The sequence below is a fragment of the Ruegeria sp. CDSC051 genome, assembly GCF_059610665.1.
The window spans coordinates 73,769-90,118 of sequence record NZ_JBXWOC010000008.1; the positions used below are offsets into that span (position 1 = coordinate 73,769).

Annotated in this window: 18 protein-coding genes and 1 riboswitch; of the genes, 13 read left to right on the forward strand and 5 right to left on the reverse strand. The window is 58.9% G+C overall.

The window, feature by feature from the left end; translation table 11 throughout:
• Positions 1-87: 87 nt before the first annotated feature.
• From AC2FH0_RS16990 to cysQ, 4 genes are read right to left on the reverse strand one after another with little or no spacing between them, the layout of a single operon-like run.
• Positions 88-1,182 (reverse strand): glycosyltransferase family 2 protein, encoded by a 1,095-nt coding sequence (locus AC2FH0_RS16990; RefSeq protein ID WP_496789907.1) that lies wholly within the window; start codon positions 1,180-1,182, stop codon positions 88-90.
• Positions 1,142-2,125, reverse strand: a complete 984-nt coding sequence (gene galE / locus AC2FH0_RS16995; protein WP_496789909.1) for a UDP-glucose 4-epimerase GalE — start codon at positions 2,123-2,125, stop codon at positions 1,142-1,144. The genes AC2FH0_RS16990 and galE overlap by 41 nt, the downstream gene beginning before the upstream one ends.
• 48 nt (positions 2,126-2,173) lie before the next feature.
• Positions 2,174-2,974: a 3-deoxy-manno-octulosonate cytidylyltransferase family protein gene (locus AC2FH0_RS17000; protein WP_496789911.1), complete on the reverse strand. Its 801-nt coding sequence runs from the start codon at positions 2,972-2,974 to the stop codon at positions 2,174-2,176.
• On the reverse strand, positions 2,974-3,771 hold the full coding sequence (cysQ, locus tag AC2FH0_RS17005; protein ID WP_281995827.1) for a 3'(2'),5'-bisphosphate nucleotidase CysQ: 798 nt from the start codon (positions 3,769-3,771) through the stop codon (positions 2,974-2,976). Before cysQ ends, AC2FH0_RS17000 begins: the two co-directional genes overlap by 1 nt.
• Before the next feature lie 122 nt (positions 3,772-3,893).
• On the opposite strand from cysQ, the gene AC2FH0_RS17010 reads away from it, so the two are divergent.
• Entirely contained in the window at positions 3,894-4,715 is an 822-nt protein-coding gene (locus tag AC2FH0_RS17010) for an ABC transporter permease (protein WP_496789913.1), read from the forward strand.
• Here the strand turns inward: AC2FH0_RS17010 and AC2FH0_RS17015 are convergent.
• Positions 4,712-5,314, reverse strand: coding sequence for an alpha-ketoglutarate-dependent dioxygenase AlkB family protein (locus tag AC2FH0_RS17015; protein ID WP_496789914.1), 603 nt, complete (start codon positions 5,312-5,314; stop codon positions 4,712-4,714). The genes AC2FH0_RS17010 and AC2FH0_RS17015 overlap by 4 nt on opposite strands.
• A gap of 211 nt (positions 5,315-5,525) precedes the next feature.
• On the opposite strand from AC2FH0_RS17015, the gene dnaK reads away from it, so the two are divergent.
• The 12 genes from dnaK to AC2FH0_RS17075 all read left to right on the forward strand — a co-directional run bounded on the left by dnaK (position 5,526) and on the right by AC2FH0_RS17075 (position 16,335).
• Positions 5,526-7,433, forward strand: a complete 1,908-nt coding sequence (gene dnaK / locus AC2FH0_RS17020; RefSeq protein WP_281973405.1) for a molecular chaperone DnaK — start codon at positions 5,526-5,528, stop codon at positions 7,431-7,433.
• 74 nt (positions 7,434-7,507) lie between these two features.
• Positions 7,508-8,656, forward strand: coding sequence for a molecular chaperone DnaJ (gene dnaJ, locus AC2FH0_RS17025; protein WP_496692623.1), 1,149 nt, complete (start codon positions 7,508-7,510; stop codon positions 8,654-8,656).
• Positions 8,657-8,821: 165 nt separating this feature from the next.
• A riboswitch (TPP riboswitch) is annotated at positions 8,822-8,928 on the forward strand.
• 47 nt (positions 8,929-8,975) lie between these two features.
• Complete coding sequence (thiD, locus tag AC2FH0_RS17030) at positions 8,976-9,779, forward strand: bifunctional hydroxymethylpyrimidine kinase/phosphomethylpyrimidine kinase (RefSeq protein ID WP_496789916.1); 804 nt, start codon at positions 8,976-8,978, stop codon at positions 9,777-9,779.
• Positions 9,776-10,753, forward strand: coding sequence for an FAD-dependent oxidoreductase (locus tag AC2FH0_RS17035; RefSeq protein WP_496702868.1), 978 nt, complete (start codon positions 9,776-9,778; stop codon positions 10,751-10,753). Before thiD ends, AC2FH0_RS17035 begins: the two co-directional genes overlap by 4 nt.
• Positions 10,737-10,931, forward strand: a complete 195-nt coding sequence (gene thiS / locus AC2FH0_RS17040) for a sulfur carrier protein ThiS (RefSeq protein WP_496702866.1) — start codon at positions 10,737-10,739, stop codon at positions 10,929-10,931. Before AC2FH0_RS17035 ends, thiS begins: the two co-directional genes overlap by 17 nt.
• A 2-nt stretch (positions 10,932-10,933) precedes the next feature.
• Positions 10,934-11,698 (forward strand): thiazole synthase, encoded by a 765-nt coding sequence (locus tag AC2FH0_RS17045; protein WP_496789918.1) that lies wholly within the window; start codon positions 10,934-10,936, stop codon positions 11,696-11,698.
• Positions 11,695-12,291 (forward strand): thiamine phosphate synthase, encoded by a 597-nt coding sequence (locus tag AC2FH0_RS17050; RefSeq protein WP_496789919.1) that lies wholly within the window; start codon positions 11,695-11,697, stop codon positions 12,289-12,291. Before AC2FH0_RS17045 ends, AC2FH0_RS17050 begins: the two co-directional genes overlap by 4 nt.
• Positions 12,288-13,253: a ThiF family adenylyltransferase gene (locus AC2FH0_RS17055; protein WP_496789921.1), complete on the forward strand. Its 966-nt coding sequence runs from the start codon at positions 12,288-12,290 to the stop codon at positions 13,251-13,253. Before AC2FH0_RS17050 ends, AC2FH0_RS17055 begins: the two co-directional genes overlap by 4 nt.
• 19 nt (positions 13,254-13,272) lie before the next feature.
• The gene (locus AC2FH0_RS17060) at positions 13,273-14,208 is read left to right on the forward strand and encodes an ABC transporter substrate-binding protein (RefSeq protein ID WP_142637333.1); all 936 of its coding nucleotides are present in this window, start codon (positions 13,273-13,275) and stop codon (positions 14,206-14,208) included.
• Positions 14,205-14,879, forward strand: a complete 675-nt coding sequence (gene tenA, locus AC2FH0_RS17065) for a thiaminase II (protein WP_185956696.1) — start codon at positions 14,205-14,207, stop codon at positions 14,877-14,879. The genes AC2FH0_RS17060 and tenA overlap by 4 nt, the downstream gene beginning before the upstream one ends.
• The gene (locus AC2FH0_RS17070; protein WP_496692625.1) at positions 14,876-15,604 is read left to right on the forward strand and encodes an ABC transporter ATP-binding protein; all 729 of its coding nucleotides are present in this window, start codon (positions 14,876-14,878) and stop codon (positions 15,602-15,604) included. The genes tenA and AC2FH0_RS17070 overlap by 4 nt, the downstream gene beginning before the upstream one ends.
• Positions 15,601-16,335: an ABC transporter permease gene (locus AC2FH0_RS17075; protein WP_271950546.1), complete on the forward strand. Its 735-nt coding sequence runs from the start codon at positions 15,601-15,603 to the stop codon at positions 16,333-16,335. Before AC2FH0_RS17070 ends, AC2FH0_RS17075 begins: the two co-directional genes overlap by 4 nt.
• Positions 16,336-16,350: the final 15 nt, after the last annotated feature.

The following is a 16,350-nucleotide window of genomic DNA, read 5'->3' on the forward strand; positions in this document are numbered from 1 at the left end:
CCGGGGCCTGAACAAGCCAGAGTGGAGCCGGGCGAATGCCATTTTATGCCACTTTACCATCTAATGAAGCAACGCATTTAAAAGTAGTTAGTCCGAAACGTTGTTTTTCCAGTCAGTTTTGCCCATCAAGCCAAGCTCACACAGTTGGCGCCATCCGATATATTCCACCGATTGTGGATCCCACATGATCGGGCGGTTAATTATGCCGTCATAATAGCTGTCGAACTCCGCCGGGTCGTGAAAATGCTGCGCTCGGGTTTTCTCGATTCTTGATTTGATGACCACCTCGGGCAGGAACTTTGTGTGCAGTAACACGCCTGAAGGGCCGTGGCTCCCCGGTCCGTCATACGTGGCGTTCAAACCTCGGGGCAGGGCGGAATGGCAGGAGTTCACGTAAGCATAGTGCCGCGACCAGCGTACCAGCGGTATTTTGTTTAAAGTTGGTGACCGCTCGGGCCGGTCAGCAAAAAACACGCGCTCCCGTGCACCGCCCTGAACCCAGAGATTGCCCAGCGGCGATTGCCGTTTGGCGCGCAACGGGCCTGGATCAAACCAGCCCAAAACTTCGGTCGGGTCGGTCCCGGGGTCATAGGGCTGTGTGCCGAGCTGTTCTTTGGGGTACAGGTCCAACATCAAGGCTCCGAAAGCGTCGCGCCCCTGTGCCTCTAGCTGTTGGGTCAAATCCTGCAGCGGATGGCTGTCCCATTCGGGATAGATAAGCAACTCATCCGCATCCACCATCAAAGTCCAATGGCCGTGACCAAATCGCATCTGTAGCCAGGTCAGCCAATCCAGCCCGTATCGTGAGGCGCGATAGCTGGCATCGGTTTGCCACAGGGATACGTCCGGTTGATCTTTCAGATATGCGACCGAGCCATCAACGCTGCCGTTGTCCACGATCAGAAAATGATCAACGCCCAGCGACCGGTAGTGATGGAAATACCAGGGCAGGCGCGTGATTTCATTTCGCAGGGTGGTAAAGACCAGTATCGCACCCGGGCGTATCTGGTCGGTTCGGTCGACCAGTTGGGTTAACTGATGGCGGCTGCGAAAGGATCGCCACAACAGCCGCCTGCGTTTCAGGCGCAAGCGATAGCGTTGCACCCATCCGATTGGCGGCAGGGTATCGCTCACGCGGCCCTCATCTGTCGTAATGCCCGTTCTGATGCCAGCGCCAGGCATCGGCAATCATCGTCTCTAACACGGACCTTTTGGGGGACCAGCCCAGTTCTTGCCCGGCCCGGTCCGAGCCCGAAACCAGCTTGGTGCAATCTCCGGCGCGGCGTGGACCGATTGTATAGGGCACCGCGCGATTGGTGACGGATTTCGACTGTTCGATCACCTCCATCACTGAAAAGCCGGACCCGGTGCCCAGATTGAAAACGCGACTGTCTTTGCCCTGTTCCAGCCAGCGCAGCCCCAGAACATGCGCGTCAACCAGATCGCAGACATGCACGTAATCGCGGATACAGGTGCCATCGGGCGTGTCATAGTCGGTTCCGAACACAGTCAGCCCGTCGCGCTTGCCGTCAATCGCATCCAACATCAGCGGAACCAGATGGGTCTCGGGGCGGTGGAATTCGCCAACTTCTGCGTCCGGATCAGCGCCCGCCACGTTGAAATACCGAAAAATCACGTGGTTCAGCCCATGGGCGACCTGAAAATCACGCAGGATATCCTCGATCGCACGTTTCGAGGCGCCATAGGCGTTCAGCGGCTGCTGTGGCGTGTTTTCGTCGAGGACCACATTGTCATGTTCACCATAGGTGGCGCAGGTCGACGAAAACACGAAATCCAGACATCCAGCCGCCACGGCGGCCTCGATCAGGGTCAGCGAACCGGTGACATTGTTCGCCCAATATCTTCCGGGTTCGGACATCGCCTCACCCACCTGGCTGAGCGCGGCGAAATGCATCACGGCAGCGGGCTGATACTTGGCAAAAACCTCATCCAACCGCGCCCGGTCCAGCAGATCACCCTGTGCGAACGGGCCAAATTTGACCGCGTCCTGCCAACCGGTGATCAGGTTGTCATAGGTGACAGGTGTGTACCCGGCCAGCGCCAGCGCCTTGCAGGCATGGGATCCGATATATCCGGCACCGCCGGTTACAAGGATATGTGTCATATCAGATCCCGTTATTCCGGTTTTTCAGGGTGCGACAGCCTGCGGCACTCAGTCCAGCCCCATCGCGGCCATCATCTCTTCAAGTTTGGGAACGTCCTGCGGATTGTTTAGTTCCCAGAACTGGCGGCCTTTGGATTCGACCTCAACACACAGAACCTTACGCCCGTTTTCCATGAAACGCAGCTGTTCCAGCCCTTCCAGTTGCTCTAATGGACCGACAGGCCAGGACGGATAAGCCGCCAGCGCGTCAGGGCGGTAGGCATAGACGCCGACATGGTGAAACACCGGCGTTTCCTCCCCACCCGCATAAGTCTGTGAAGTAAAGGGCACGACCTCTTTCGAGAAATACATCGCTCCGTGATCGGTGGCGAAAACGGCGGTTGTTCCACCGACGCGCCCGTGTTTACGGTCATTCAGCAGGCTGTTGAGTGCATCGCCGTCGCAGCGCAGAACCGGAGTGGCCACCCCAGCCTTGGGTGCGGCACGCAGACCGGTGATCAGATCTTCGACGAACCAATGCGGGGTCAGCGGTGCATCGCCCTGCAGGTTCACCACGATGTCATAGCTTGCGCCCAGCACATCATGCGCTTCGGCGCAGCGTTCGGTGCCATTGCCACAGGTTTCCGAGGTCATCACAACCTCGGCCCCGAACCCTTCGGCCACCTCGCGAATGCGGTCGTCATCGGTGGCAACCACAACGCGGTCCACGCCCGAGACCGAACTGGCCGCGCGCCATGACCGCTCGATCAGAGTCATTGCATTGCCACTGGCCCCGGTGAGCGGCACCAGAGGTTTGCCCGGATAGCGGGTCGAGGCGTAGCGGGCGGGAATGGCGATCAGAACGGACATCAGGCCTCCTTCAGGTCTACACCCGGAGCGTAGGCGATAAAGAACGGGTTTGCATAGCCGTCCTTGCCATAGGTCAGCGGCGCATGATTGTCGAACCGGACAACTTTGCCGCCCGCACCTGTCAGCACGGCGTGACCTGCTGCGGTATCCCATTCCATCGTGCGGCCAACGCGGGGATAGATATCTGCCTCGCCCGTCGCAATCAGGCAGAATTTCAGCGACGAGCCCGCGCTTTTGCTGTCCTGCACTTGATATTTGTTGATGTAATCGTCGGTCGCCTGGTCACGATGTGACTTCGAGGCCACGACCAAAAGCGCGGAATTGTCTGGATCAGAGACCGAAATCGGAGCCACGGCGCCGGGTTGATCCTTGTCCAGCGCGCCGGTTTCCTCGACCGATTGCCCGTCGGCCAAAGTATAGAACATCCGGCCGCGGGCTGGCGCATAAACCACGCCACGCGTTGGGGTGCCGTTTTCGACCAGCGCGATATTAACGGTGAAATCGCCACGCCGGTTGATGAACTCTTTGGTGCCATCCAGCGGATCAACGATCAGGAACGTATCGCCTTTTTCAGAATGCGAGGCGGCCTGTTCCTCAGTCACCAGCAGGATATTGGGGAACGCCGCGCGCAGACCGGCCGAGATCAGCGCATCGGCGGCCTCATCTGCTTCGGTCACGGGGCTGGCATCGGATTTGACCTTCACGTCAAACCCATCCGAGTTATAGATGTCCATGATCGTATCGCCCGCTTCCAGGGCCAGACGTCGGATGACGGGGATGAGGGCATCATAGGTCACAAAAAAGCTCCGTTCCTGTGATTTGTTGATCGAATAACCTGACGGCCTTATGCTGTGCTGGTTACGGAACGGCAAGAATTTCGTGCCAGATTGCAGGCAATAATACAGGAAAGACGCTTCGGGTGTTTTATTACAAGCGAAACCGGTCGCTTATAGGCGGTGCGTTTACGACGGCGGAACTGGTGTTTCACGCCGTGGTCCGGAATGTCCGATCTCAACACAGCAATGCTGTGCTTTCGGTGCTTATCAATATTTTCCAGGTTCTGGTGCTGGTGAGTGTGTTTTACGTAATCATGTCCCTTCTTGGCGCGCGCGTTGCCAAAATCCGGGGTGAGTTCATTCTGTATCTGCTGTCTGGGGTTTTCCTGTTTCTGACGCACATTAAAGCCGTCGGTTCGGTTTCCGGAGTGGACACGGGTAATAACCCGATGATGCTGCATTCGCCGATGAACATGATGGTCGTGCTTATGGCTGCCGCTTTCGGGTCGCTGTATACGCAGGTTTTGACAATCGTCATCATCCTGTTTGTCTACAGCGTATCGGTTGCTCCGCTGGAAATTCAGGAGCCCGGTGGCGCCTTTGCCATGCTGATGCTGGCCTGGTTCACGGGCTGTGCGGTCGGCGTGGTGTTCATGGCGATCAAGCCCTGGTTTCCGACCACTGCGACGATCATGAGCACGATTTACCGGCGCCTGAATATGGTGTTCTCGGGGAAAATGTTCGTCGGCAATGCGCTGGGCGGGTTCATGTTGACCATGTTCGCCTGGAATCCGTTGTTTCACATTATCGACCAGTGTCGGGGTTTCGTTTTTCGGAATTACTATCCGCGCAATACTAACTGGGAATATCCTGTCTGGGTCGGGTTGGCTCTGTTGTTGATCGGCTTGCTTGGAATTTTCTTTGCCCGCCAGCATGTGTCGCAAAGCTGGAGCGCACGCCGTTAACCCGCCACGCGCAATGTCAGGTTGATCCGCCCGCCCTTTGGCAACAGTTTTGAAGACCCGAAACGAATGCGATCTACCCCGTGATAGGTTAGGCGCGCGGGTCCGCCCATCACAACAACATCGCCCGAGCCAAGCCAGATCGATTCCGTTTTGCCCCCTCGGGTCGTGTTGCCAATGCGGAACAACGCGTCGTCACCTAATGAGATCGAAAGGACCGGCCAGGAAAAATCGGCCTCGTCCTTATCCTGATGCAGGCCCATTCGCGCCCCTTCGCCATAGTAGTTGACCAAGCAACAATCAGGGTCACGTTCGGGGCTGGCAAGATCGCGCCAGATATCCAGAATGCAGTCTGGAATGGTGGGCCATTCCATGCCCTTTGGATGGTGCGGCTGGTACCTGTACCCGTTCTTGTCAGTGACCCAACCCAGCGCCCCGGCTGAGGTCATGCGAACAGACATTTCCTTGCCCGAAGGGGTGGTCGGGCGGAACAAAGGTGCTGATTTCAGAATCGCACGCAACAGCGTGATCAGCTGTGCCTGGGCAGCTCCGTCAAGGTAAGCTTTCCTGATTTCAAAACCGCGTAAAAGCAGCCGCGCCATTCCAGATTCCTCAATCCTTGCCAAAACCTTGCAAAAAAGGCTGCAGATTCCTGAAAACCTGCATTTGTGAATGCTTGCAGGCCCCTGTTCCCGTCCTTATATACGCCGGGACGCGCGATGGTGTAGGACCATTGCGCAAATCAGATCGGGGCCAGATGCCATAACGGGTCGGGCCTCGGGACATCGCCTTGAAGAGAAAGGGATTGAACATATGGGAAAAGTAATCGGGATTGACCTCGGCACCACCAACTCGTGCGTTGCCATCATGGACGGCTCGCAGCCGAAGGTCATCGAAAACGCCGAAGGGGCGCGGACCACGCCCTCGATCGTCGCCTTCACCGAAGATGAGCGACTGGTCGGTCAGCCTGCGAAACGCCAGGCGGTCACCAACCCTGATAACACGGTTTTTGGCGTCAAACGCCTGATCGGTCGTCGTGTAGATGATGCCGAAGTCGAAAAAGACAAGAAAATGGTACCATACGCCATCGTTGATGGCGGCAATGGCGACGCGTGGGTCGAAGCCCGCGGTGAAAAGTACTCCCCAAGCCAGATTTCGGCCTTCACTCTGGGCAAGATGAAGGAAACCGCTGAAAGCTACTTGGGTGAGGAAGTCACACAAGCCGTCATCACCGTTCCGGCCTATTTCAACGACGCACAGCGTCAGGCGACCAAAGATGCCGGTAAAATCGCCGGCCTGGAAGTGTTGCGGATTATCAACGAACCGACAGCTGCCGCTCTGGCCTATGGTCTGGACAAGGAAGAAACCCAAACCATCGCGGTTTATGACCTTGGTGGCGGTACCTTCGACGTAACCATTCTGGAAATCGACGACGGGTTGTTCGAGGTTAAATCGACCAATGGCGACACCTTCCTGGGTGGTGAAGACTTTGACATGCGCATCGTCAACTACCTGGCGGATGAGTTCAAAAAAGAACACGGTGTCGATCTGTCCCAGGACAAGATGGCGCTGCAGCGTCTGAAAGAAGCTGCGGAAAAAGCCAAGATCGAACTGTCCTCGACCTCACAAACCGAAATCAACCAGCCGTTCATCTCGATGGGCGCCAACGGCCAGCCGCTGCACATGGTCATGAAACTGACCCGTGCCAAGCTGGAATCGCTGGTTGGCGACCTGATCAAGAAGTCGATGAAGCCCTGCGCGGCTGCTCTGAAAGATGCTGGCCTGTCGGCTGGCGATGTAGATGAGGTTGTTCTGGTCGGTGGTATGACCCGGATGCCGAAAGTGATCGAAGAGGTCACTAAATTCTTCGGTAAAGAGCCGCACAAAGGTGTGAACCCGGACGAAGTGGTTGCCATGGGCGCCGCCATTCAGGCCGGTGTTCTGCAGGGTGACGTCAAAGACGTTGTTCTGCTGGACGTGACACCGCTGTCGCTGGGTATCGAAACGCTGGGTGGTGTGTTCACCCGACTGATCGACCGCAACACCACGATCCCGACGAAAAAGTCTCAGGTCTTCTCGACCGCCGAAGACAACCAGAACGCGGTGACCATTCGCTGTTTCCAAGGGGAACGTGAAATGGCTGCGGACAACAAGATCCTGGGTCAGTTCAACCTCGAAGATATCCCGCCAGCACCGCGCGGCATGCCGCAGATCGAGGTGACTTTTGACATTGACGCCAACGGCATCGTCTCGGTTTCGGCCAAGGACAAAGGCACTGGCAAAGAGCAGAAGATCACCATCCAGGCATCGGGCGGCCTGTCCGACGAGGACATCGAAAAGATGGTCAAGGACGCCGAAGAGAACGCGGAGGCCGACAAGGAACGCCGCGAGCTGGTCGACGCAAAGAACCAGGCGGAAAGCCTGATCCACTCGACAGAAAAGTCGATGGAAGAACATGCCGACAAGGTTGATCCAACAACCATCGAAGCCATCGAGCTGGCGATTGCCGCGCTGAAAGACGAGCTGGAAACCGAGAATGCCGACAAGATCAAGTCGGGCATCCAGAACGTTACCGAAGCGGCCATGAAGCTGGGCGAAGCCATCTACAAAGCGCAAGCTGAAGACGGCGAAGATGAACCTGCCGCTGCGGATGCTGCACCGGGCGAGGATGACATCGTCGATGCCGAGTTCGAAGATCTGGACAACGACAAGCGTAGCTAACGGGTAACCGGGCCAATTCGGGCCGGTCCGGTCACCGGGCCGGCCCGATTACGTTGAGGCAGAAGGAAATACTGATGTCAAAACGCGACTATTACGATGTGCTCGGCGTATCCAAGGGTGCATCAGCGGACGAGATCAAGAAAGGCTTTCGCAAGAAGGCCAAAGAATTGCATCCCGACCGCAACAAGGACAATCCGGAGTCAGAGGCACAGTTCAAAGAAGCGAACGAGGCCTATGACGTCCTGAAAGATGCTGAACGCAAGGCGGCTTATGACAGGTTCGGTCATGCCGCATTCGAAAATGGCATGGGCGGCGGTGGCCGACCTGGCGCTGGCTTTGGTCAGGGCGACTTTTCCAGTGCATTCTCGGATGTGTTCGACGACCTGTTCGGCGATTTCATGGGTGGCCAACGGAGCGGGGGCGGTGGACGTCGTGCCGCACGCGGTTCGGATCTGCGCTATAACCTGCGCGTCTCGCTGGAAGAGGCGTATTCAGGTCAGCAGAAAACCATCAATGTCCCGGCAGCGGTTGCCTGTTCGTCCTGCGACGGATCCGGGGCTGAAGGCGGTGTTGAGCCCACCACCTGTCCGACCTGTTCGGGTATGGGCAAGGTGCGTGCGCAACAAGGCTTTTTCACAGTAGAACGCAGCTGTCCGACCTGTTCGGGCCTGGGTCAAATCGTCAAGAACCCCTGCAAATCCTGTCAGGGTGCGGGCCGTGTTGAAAAAGAACGCGCCTTGTCCGTTAACATTCCAGCCGGTGTCGAAACCGGCACGCGCATTCGTCTGGCCGGTGAAGGCGAGGCTGGAATGCGCGGTGGCCCTCCGGGTGATCTATACATCTTTGTAGAGGTCTCAGATCACAGGCTGTTCGAGCGTGACAGCGTGAACCTCTATTGCCGCGTGCCGGTCAGCATGGCCAAAGCCGCGCTTGGTGGTTCGATCGAAGTTCCAACCATCGACGGTGGCCGCGGGCGTGTGCAGATTCCAGCGGGCAGCCAATCGGGTCGCCAGATGCGCCTGCGCGGCAAGGGCATGCCAGCCCTACGCGGTGGCGGTGTTGGAGATATGTTCATTGAGCTGGCCGTGGAAACTCCGGTAAACCTCACCAGCCGCCAGAAAGAGCTGCTGCGCGAGTTTGACGACCTGGGTGAAGATAATCACCCGGAATCCAACAGCTTTTTCTCCTCCGTCAAATCCTTCTGGGACGGGATGAAGGGCTGAAGTCTTTTCCCAAAAAAGGGGGCGCTGACCCCGCGACTCCCCCGAGGTATTTAGGGCCAGATGAAGCAGGTGATCCGCTCTTCATCTGGCTAAAAATACCTCGGAGCGCGAGGGAGAGCCTCGCAAATCTCCGCTTGATTATTGTCGCCGCTCCTGAGATGGTCCGCGCAACCGTTGGGGTGCCTTGTTCGCAAGGCTGAGAGGTGCTGCTGCATCAACCCATCGAACCTGATCCGGGCAATTCCGGCGGAGGGAACGGTCTTATGAATACAGACGTTTTCCATCCTCCGTTGTTGCCCCTAGAAGATGGAGCAACGACATGGCAGCTATTGCCCTGACCATTGCAGGGTCCGACAGCGGAGGCGGGGCCGGGATTCAGGCGGACCTCAAGGCGATGTCGGCGCTGGGCGTTTATGGGGCCAGCGTTATTACGGCGGTGACTGCTCAGAACACCCTGGCCGTGTCAGCCGTTCATGGCATTCCTCTGAGTGTGATCCGCGCGCAAATCGACGCCGTGCTGAGCGATCTGGATGTCGGGGCGATCAAGATCGGCATGCTGGCAACACCCGAGATTATCGAGACCGTTGCAGATGCCCTTTCGGGCTATGCCGGGCCCATAGTTTTGGACCCTGTCATGATAGCGAAATCCGGGGATGCATTGCTGGCGGGTGATGCAATCCGGACCCTTATGGACCTTCTGATACCACGCGCGACTGTTCTGACGCCCAATTTGCCCGAGGCTGCGCGCTTGCTTGGACAGTCCGAAGCGCAGTCTCCGGATGAAATGGTGGTTCAGGGACAGGCCCTTTGCGCAAAGGGGGCCGCGTCTGTTTTGATGAAAGGTGGGCATGGACAGGGCGAGATATGTCATGATCTGTTGGTCGACGGTTCGGGATTGGTGGATGAATTCACAGCGCAGCGCCGGAACACAAAGAACACCCACGGAACCGGGTGTACATTGTCCTCGTCAATTTCCGCCGGGTTGGCCAAAGGTCTGAGCTTGCGGGATTCCGTGGCAGAGGCACATGCTTATTTGCAAGGCGCTATCGCCCAGGCTGATGGGCTGTGCGTGGGCCGGGGCCATGGTCCGGTGCATCATTTCCATCGGGTCTGGCCAGCGTGACGATCTGGTCTGTCATAGGGGCAGGAGTGGCCGGTTTGGCTGTCGCGTCCGAATTGGCTCATCGCGGCGCACGGGTGCAAGTCTTTGACCCCGCCGGCCTGCCGGGTCCGCATAGCTGTTCTTGGTGGGCCGGGGGAATGCTGGCCCCGTGGTGCGAGTTCGAAAATGCCGAAGAGCCGGTCTTGCGCCTGGGGCAGGGTGCTTTTGACTGGTGGGCGACCCGGACCAAGGTTCATCAGCGCGGTACTTTGGTCGTTTGCGGTGCGCGCGACTTGCCGGATTTGCGTCGATTTGGTCGTCGAACGCAGGGGTATCATGAGGTAGATCAGCAGGAACTAGCCGCATTAGAGCCTGATCTTCATGGTTTCGGCAACGGTCTGTATTTCAAGGGCGAAGCCCATATAGACCCACGCATGGCGCTGCAGGATGTCTTCGACAATCTTATCGCGCGGGGCGTTGCCTTTCATCGCGAACCCGCCCCTGCTGGGTTGGAGAACGCGATTGACTGCCGTGGTCTTCAGGCGCGGGACGCCTTGTCTGATCTTCGGGGCGTAAAGGGTGAGATGCTGGTGATCCGCTGCCCTGATGTGACGCTGACCCGGCCCGTGCGCCTGTTGCATCCCCGGATGCCGCTTTACATCGTGCCGCGTGGCGATGGCATCTACATGCTGGGCGCGACGATGATTGAATCCGAGGATAAAACCCGCATCACCGCGCGCTCGATGCTGGAACTGCTCAGCGCGGCCTATGCGTTGAACCCCGCTTTTGGCGAGGCCGAGGTGCTAGAGATCGGCGTCGATCTGCGCCCGGCCTTTCCCGACAATCTGCCTCGGATCAGGCGTCGGGGCGGGACGATTTACGCCAACGGGCTGTACCGCCACGGGTACCTGCTGGCACCTGCGCTGGCCCAAGGCGTTGCCGATCTGGCGCTTGAACACAAACATTCGGAGATGGTCGATGAAGATCGTGCTTAATGGCGAGCCGCGCGAGGTGCGGGCCGAGACCCTATCGGAATTGCTGATGGAATGCGGCTACTCGGGCCGTGTCGCTACTGCGGTGAACGAAGAATTCGTGCCCTCGGGGCTGCGTGTTGCCCATGCTTTGGCAGAAGGGGATCGGATCGAAATCGTCGCGCCGATGCAGGGGGGCTGAGGATGAAATCCTTTTACGGAACCACATTGCCCAACCCGCTGATGCTGGGCACGGCGCAATATCCCAGCCCGGCCATTCTGGAACAGGCCTTTCGCGAAAGCGGGGCGGGTGTCGCCACGGTCTCGCTTCGCCGTGAATCAGGGGCGGGGCAGGCATTCTGGCAGATGATCCGCGATCTGGGCGTGTCGGTGCTGCCCAACACCGCCGGATGCCATACGGTCAAAGAGGCGGTAACCACCGCCCAAATGGCGCGTGAGGTCTTTGATACCAAGTGGATCAAGCTGGAACTGATCGGCCATACCGACAGCCTGCAGCCGGATGTGTTCCAGCTGGTCGAAGCCGCGCGCATTCTGACCAGCGACGGGTTTCAGGTCTTTCCCTATACGACCGACGATCTGATTGTTGGCGAACGGCTGCTTGCCGCCGGGTGTGAGGTGCTGATGCCATGGGGCGCGCCGATCGGGTCAGGGCGGGGGCTGAACAATGAATATGCCCTGCGGGCGATGCGGGCAGAGTTCCCGGATGTGCCCTTGGTGATTGACGCGGGCATCGGCCTGCCCAGCCACGCCGCCCACGCGATGGAGCTGGGTTATGACGCTGTACTGCTGAACACTGCTGTGGCCCGCGCCGGGGACCCCGTTTTGATGGCCCGCGCGATGGCCCGCGCGATCGAGGCCGGGCAACTGGCCCATCAGGCCGACCCGATCGAGGCGCGCGATATGGCGGAACCTTCGACCCCGGTTATTGGAAAGGCATTTCTGTCATGACACTCGACCGGTTTTATCCGATCTTCGATCATTCGGACTGGCTGCGCCGGATGCTGCCGCTGGGCATCAAGTTGGTACAGCTGAGGGTCAAGGACCAGCCCATGGATGTGGTGCGTGACCAGATTGCCAAGTCGCGTGACCTGTGCCGCGCAAATGGGACAGTTCTGGTGGTCAATGACTATTGGCAGGCGGCCATCGACGCCGGCTGTGACTGGGTGCATTTGGGGCAAGAGGATCTGGACGAGGCCGATTTGATTGCCATCCGCAAGGCGGGTTTGAAACTGGGCGTGTCCACCCATGATGATGATGAGTTAGAGCGCGTGCTGGCCATGGACCCCGACTATGTGGCGCTTGGCCCGGTCTATCCCACCATCCTGAAAAAGATGAAATGGCAGCAGCAGGGTCTGCCCCGCGTAACAGAATGGAAAGCGCGTGTTGGAGATACGCCGCTGGTTGGCATTGGCGGGATGAGCGTCGAACGTGCGCCGGGTGTCTTGCAGGCGGGTGCGGATATCGTCTCGGTTGTGACCGATATCACCCTGAACGCGGACCCCGAGGCGCGCTTGCGCCAGTGGATCGAGGTCACTAGATGAGCCGATATGCCCGTCAGAAGCTGTTGCCAGAGGTTGGGGCAAAAGGGCAGGGCCGACTGTCCTCGGCGCGTGTCTTGGTGGTAGGGGCAGGCGGGTTGGCTGCCCCGGCCCTGCCATTGCTGGCCGGGGCAGGGGTCGGGCAGATCACGATCCTGGATCGGGATCAGGTTGAGCTGTCCAACCTGCATCGGCAGACCTTGTTTTCTGAAGCGGATTGCGGGCATCCCAAGGCTGAACGTGCGGCGGCGCGGTGTAAGGCGATCAATGGGGACATAGACGTCATTGGTCAAAAACAGGCTCTAACAAGCGAAATTGCTGGGAATCTGGTCGCTCAGGCGGATGTGATCCTGGATTGCGCAGACAGCTATGCGGCCAGCTATATCCTCTCGGACACCTGCTTGGCGCAAGGCAAGCCGCTGATCAGCGCTTCGGTGCTTGGGCTGTCGGGCTATGTCGGCGGTTTCTGCGGCGGCGCACCGTCTTTGCGCGCGCTGTTCCCGGATGCGCCGGACAGCGGGGCCAGCTGCGCCACCGCTGGTGTTCTGGGTTCGGTCGTCGGGACGGTCGGCGCGATGCAGGCACAGATGGCGTTGAACCTGATCCTTGGACTGACGCCCTCGGTGCTGGGTCAGATGGTTCAATACGATGGTCGGACACTCCGTAGCACGGCCTTCCGCTTTGACGATGCGCCCGAGCCGAACAGCTGTTTCCGGTTTCTCTCGGCCGGGCAACTGACGACAGATGACCAGATCATCGAGCTGCGCAGCCCCGAGGAATCCCCGCGCCCGGTACATCCTGATGCGCAACGGATATCGCCGGATGATCTGAGCGATATCGATCCTAATAAGGGTAAAAGACTGGCATTGTGCTGTGCTACCGGATTGCGCGCCTGGCGCGCTGCCGAACGAATTCAACCGAATTGGCCGGGCGAGATTGTTCTTGTCGCAGCCTCAACTTCGTGAACAGAAGGAACCGCGAAACATGAAGAAACTGATCGCTGCAATCGCCCTGCTGGCTGCCGCGCCGGCCTGGGCCGAGGATAAGATGACCGTCTTGTTGGATTGGTTTGTGAACCCTGACCATGGTCCAATTATCGTCGCACAGGAAAACGGCTATTTCGCCGACCAGGGGCTTGAGGTTGAAATCATTCCGCCCGCGGACCCCTCCGCGCCGCCGCGTCTGGTGGCCGCTGGTCAGGCCGATCTGGCAGTGTCCTACCAGCCTCAGCTGCATCTGCAAATCCATGAGGGCTTGCCGCTGAAACGGGTCGGCACGCTGGTTGCCACCCCGCTGAACTGCCTGCTGGTGCTGGATGATGGCCCGATCAAGTCGCTGGCCGATCTGCGGGGCAAGAAAATCGGTTTCTCGGTCGCCGGTGTCGAAGAGGCGATCCTGACAACCCTTCTGGGTCAGCATGATATCGGTCTGGATGAGATTGAGATGGTCAACGTCAACTTCTCGCTGTCGCCTTCGCTGATGACCGGTCAGGTGGATGCAGTTATCGGGGCGTTCCGGAATTTTGAGCTGAACCAGATGGATATCGAAGGTGTCGCGGGTCGCTGTTTCTATATCGAAGAGGAAGGCATCCCACCCTATGACGAGCTGATTTATGTCGCCAATCCCGATACGATGGATGCCGACAAAATCGCCCGTTTCTTGGCCGCGACCGAGAAAGCGACCCAGTATATCGTCAACAACCCGGAAAAAAGCTGGGAAATCTTCGCGGCCACCTCGACCGAGCTGAAGGATGAGCTGAATGCCCGTGCCTGGGTCGACACGCTGCCCCGGTTCGCGCTGCGTCCGGCGGCGTTTGATGCGGGTCGCTATGCGCGGTTCGAGGAGTTCCTGAAGAACAGCGGCATGATCGACAGCCTGAACCCGGTCAGCGACATTGCCATCGATGTGACCGCGCAATGAGCAATTACGGCAAAGCTTTCGCATTAATGCGGGATGCCGCGCAGGGGCCGTGGCGGGATTACACTCGCCACACCTTTGTGGAAGGGATGAAAGACGGAACGCTGCCGCGCGCGGCGTTCCTGCACTACCTGCGACAGGACTATGTGTTCCTGATCCATTTTTCCCGTGCTTGGGCACTGGCGGTTGTTAAGTCCGAGACTCATTCGGAAATGCTGACCGCCGTGGCCACGGTAAATGCGTTGGTCGCCGAGGAAATGCAGCTGCATATCGGTATCTGTGAGGCGGCTGGGATTTCCCATGAGGAGCTGTTCGCAACCCCTGAACGCGCCGAAAACCTGGCCTATACACGCTTTGTGCTTGAGGCCGGGTATAGCGGTGATTTGCTGGACCTGCTGGCGGCTCTGACCCCTTGTGTGATGGGCTATGGCGAAATCGGCACGCGGTTGGCCTCTGAAGCTACATCCGAGGTCTATCGTGATTGGATCAATACCTATGCCAGCGACGACTACCAGGGCGCATGCAAAGCGGTCGGAGAACTGTTCGATCAGGCTCTAACACGGCGTATTGGTGAGGACTTTGCAGCCTCGCCGCGCTGGGATCGCCTGTGCCAGACCTTCCGCACGGCAACCGAGCTAGAAGTCAACTTCTGGCAAATGGGCCTGACCCCATGACCCCGGCGCCCGATCTGAGCATCAAAGGTACGGCCACGATTGACGGAACGACCCTGTTCGCGCCGCTCACCCTGACCCTTGGGGCCGGGCAGTGGACTTGCCTGCTGGGCGGATCGGGCGTCGGTAAAACCACAATTCTACGTCTGATTGCCGGGCTTGATACAGGTGCCGTGTTCACCGGGCAGATCACCGCCGGCGATGGTGCTCCGATGCAGGACCGCGTGGCCTATATGGCGCAGGATGATCTGCTGCTGCCCTGGGCAACGGTCGCACAGAATGTCTCGTTAGGTGCGCGGCTTCGGGGCAAGTCGGTCGATCTGGAGCGGCGCAACCGTCTGATTCAGCGCATGCGATTGCAGGATCATATGACCAAGAAACCCGCCGAACTGTCGGGCGGCCAACGCCAACGCGTCGCTTTAGCCCGCACGCTCATGGAGGATCGCCCGATTGTTCTGCTGGATGAGCCGTTCTCGGCGCTGGATGCCCGCACTCGGGCCGATATGCAGGACTTGGCGGTCGAGGCGTTGCAGGGCCGGACCGTTTTGCTGGTGACACATGACCCGGGTGAGGCCGCCCGGCTGGGCCAGTCCATCATGGTGATGACACAGCAGGGCCTGACCCCCTGTGAGCCGCCGCATGCACCTGCCCCGCGCCATGTGGACGACCTTGAGACGCTTGAGACGCAAGGTGCGCTGTTGCGCTTGCTGCGCGAGGCGGTCGCATGAAATATCTCTCAGCCCTTGCAGCCACCGTGTTTGCGATTGCGATCTGGCAGGGGATCGTCTGGACGACCGGCTTGCCTAAGTTCATCCTGCCAAGCCCCGCCGTGGTGGCCGAGACCTGGTGGCAGAACCGTTGGTTGATCGCCGAACACACTTGGATCACTGCGGTTGAAGTGGTGATTGGACTGGCCTTCGGGACGGTTCTGGGTGTGGTTACGGCGCTGCAACTGGCCAATTCGCGGGCGGCGCGAGTTCTGGTGCAGCCGATGCTGGTGTTCACGCAGGCTCTGCCGGTTTTCGCGCTGGCCCCGTTGCTGACGCTTTGGCTGGGCTATGGTCTGTGGTCCAAGGTCGCGATGGCGGTGCTGATCATCTATTTCCCGATCACATCGTCTTTCTTCGATGGGCTGATGCGGACGCCGCAGGGCTATCTGGACCTTGCGCGCACGATGCAGGCCAGTCCGCGTGCAGTGCTGTGGTATATCCGCATTCCGGCGGCGATGCCCTCGCTGGCGTCGGGGATGAGGCTGGCCGCCGTCTATGCGCCGATCGGGGCGGTGATTGGTGAATGGGTCGGCTCGTCGCAAGGGTTGGGATATTTGATGCTGTTGGCCAATGGCCGTGCAAAGACCGATCTGATGTTCGCCGCGATGCTGACCTTGGGAGTGTTTTCCATCGTGTTGCATATGGTTGTCCGCCGCGCCACTGCCCGCATGGCAGGTGAGGTGCGTTAACCATCTGGAAACCGA

Bases quoted from the DNA above. Each gene is read 5' to 3' on its own strand.
- AC2FH0_RS16990 (WP_496789907.1), bottom strand. From the start codon at position 1,182: ATGCCTGGCGCTGGCATCAGAACGGGCATTACGACAGATGAGGGCCGC.
- tenA (WP_185956696.1), top strand. From the start codon at position 14,205: ATGAGCAATTACGGCAAAGCTTTCGCATTAATGCGGGATGCCGCGCAG.
- AC2FH0_RS17055 (WP_496789921.1), top strand. From the start codon at position 12,288: ATGAGCCGATATGCCCGTCAGAAGCTGTTGCCAGAGGTTGGGGCAAAA.
- AC2FH0_RS17050 (WP_496789919.1), top strand. From the start codon at position 11,695: ATGACACTCGACCGGTTTTATCCGATCTTCGATCATTCGGACTGGCTG.
- galE (WP_496789909.1), bottom strand. From the start codon at position 2,125: ATGACACATATCCTTGTAACCGGCGGTGCCGGATATATCGGATCCCAT.
- dnaJ (WP_496692623.1), top strand. From the start codon at position 7,508: ATGTCAAAACGCGACTATTACGATGTGCTCGGCGTATCCAAGGGTGCA.
- thiD (WP_496789916.1), top strand. From the start codon at position 8,976: ATGGCAGCTATTGCCCTGACCATTGCAGGGTCCGACAGCGGAGGCGGG.
- AC2FH0_RS17015 (WP_496789914.1), bottom strand. From the start codon at position 5,314: ATGGCGCGGCTGCTTTTACGCGGTTTTGAAATCAGGAAAGCTTACCTT.
- AC2FH0_RS17000 (WP_496789911.1), bottom strand. From the start codon at position 2,974: ATGTCCGTTCTGATCGCCATTCCCGCCCGCTACGCCTCGACCCGCTAT.
- AC2FH0_RS17075 (WP_271950546.1), top strand. From the start codon at position 15,601: ATGAAATATCTCTCAGCCCTTGCAGCCACCGTGTTTGCGATTGCGATC.
- AC2FH0_RS17060 (WP_142637333.1), top strand. From the start codon at position 13,273: ATGAAGAAACTGATCGCTGCAATCGCCCTGCTGGCTGCCGCGCCGGCC.
- thiS (WP_496702866.1), top strand. From the start codon at position 10,737: ATGAAGATCGTGCTTAATGGCGAGCCGCGCGAGGTGCGGGCCGAGACC.
- dnaK (WP_281973405.1), top strand. From the start codon at position 5,526: ATGGGAAAAGTAATCGGGATTGACCTCGGCACCACCAACTCGTGCGTT.
- AC2FH0_RS17070 (WP_496692625.1), top strand. From the start codon at position 14,876: ATGACCCCGGCGCCCGATCTGAGCATCAAAGGTACGGCCACGATTGAC.
- AC2FH0_RS17045 (WP_496789918.1), top strand. From the start codon at position 10,934: ATGAAATCCTTTTACGGAACCACATTGCCCAACCCGCTGATGCTGGGC.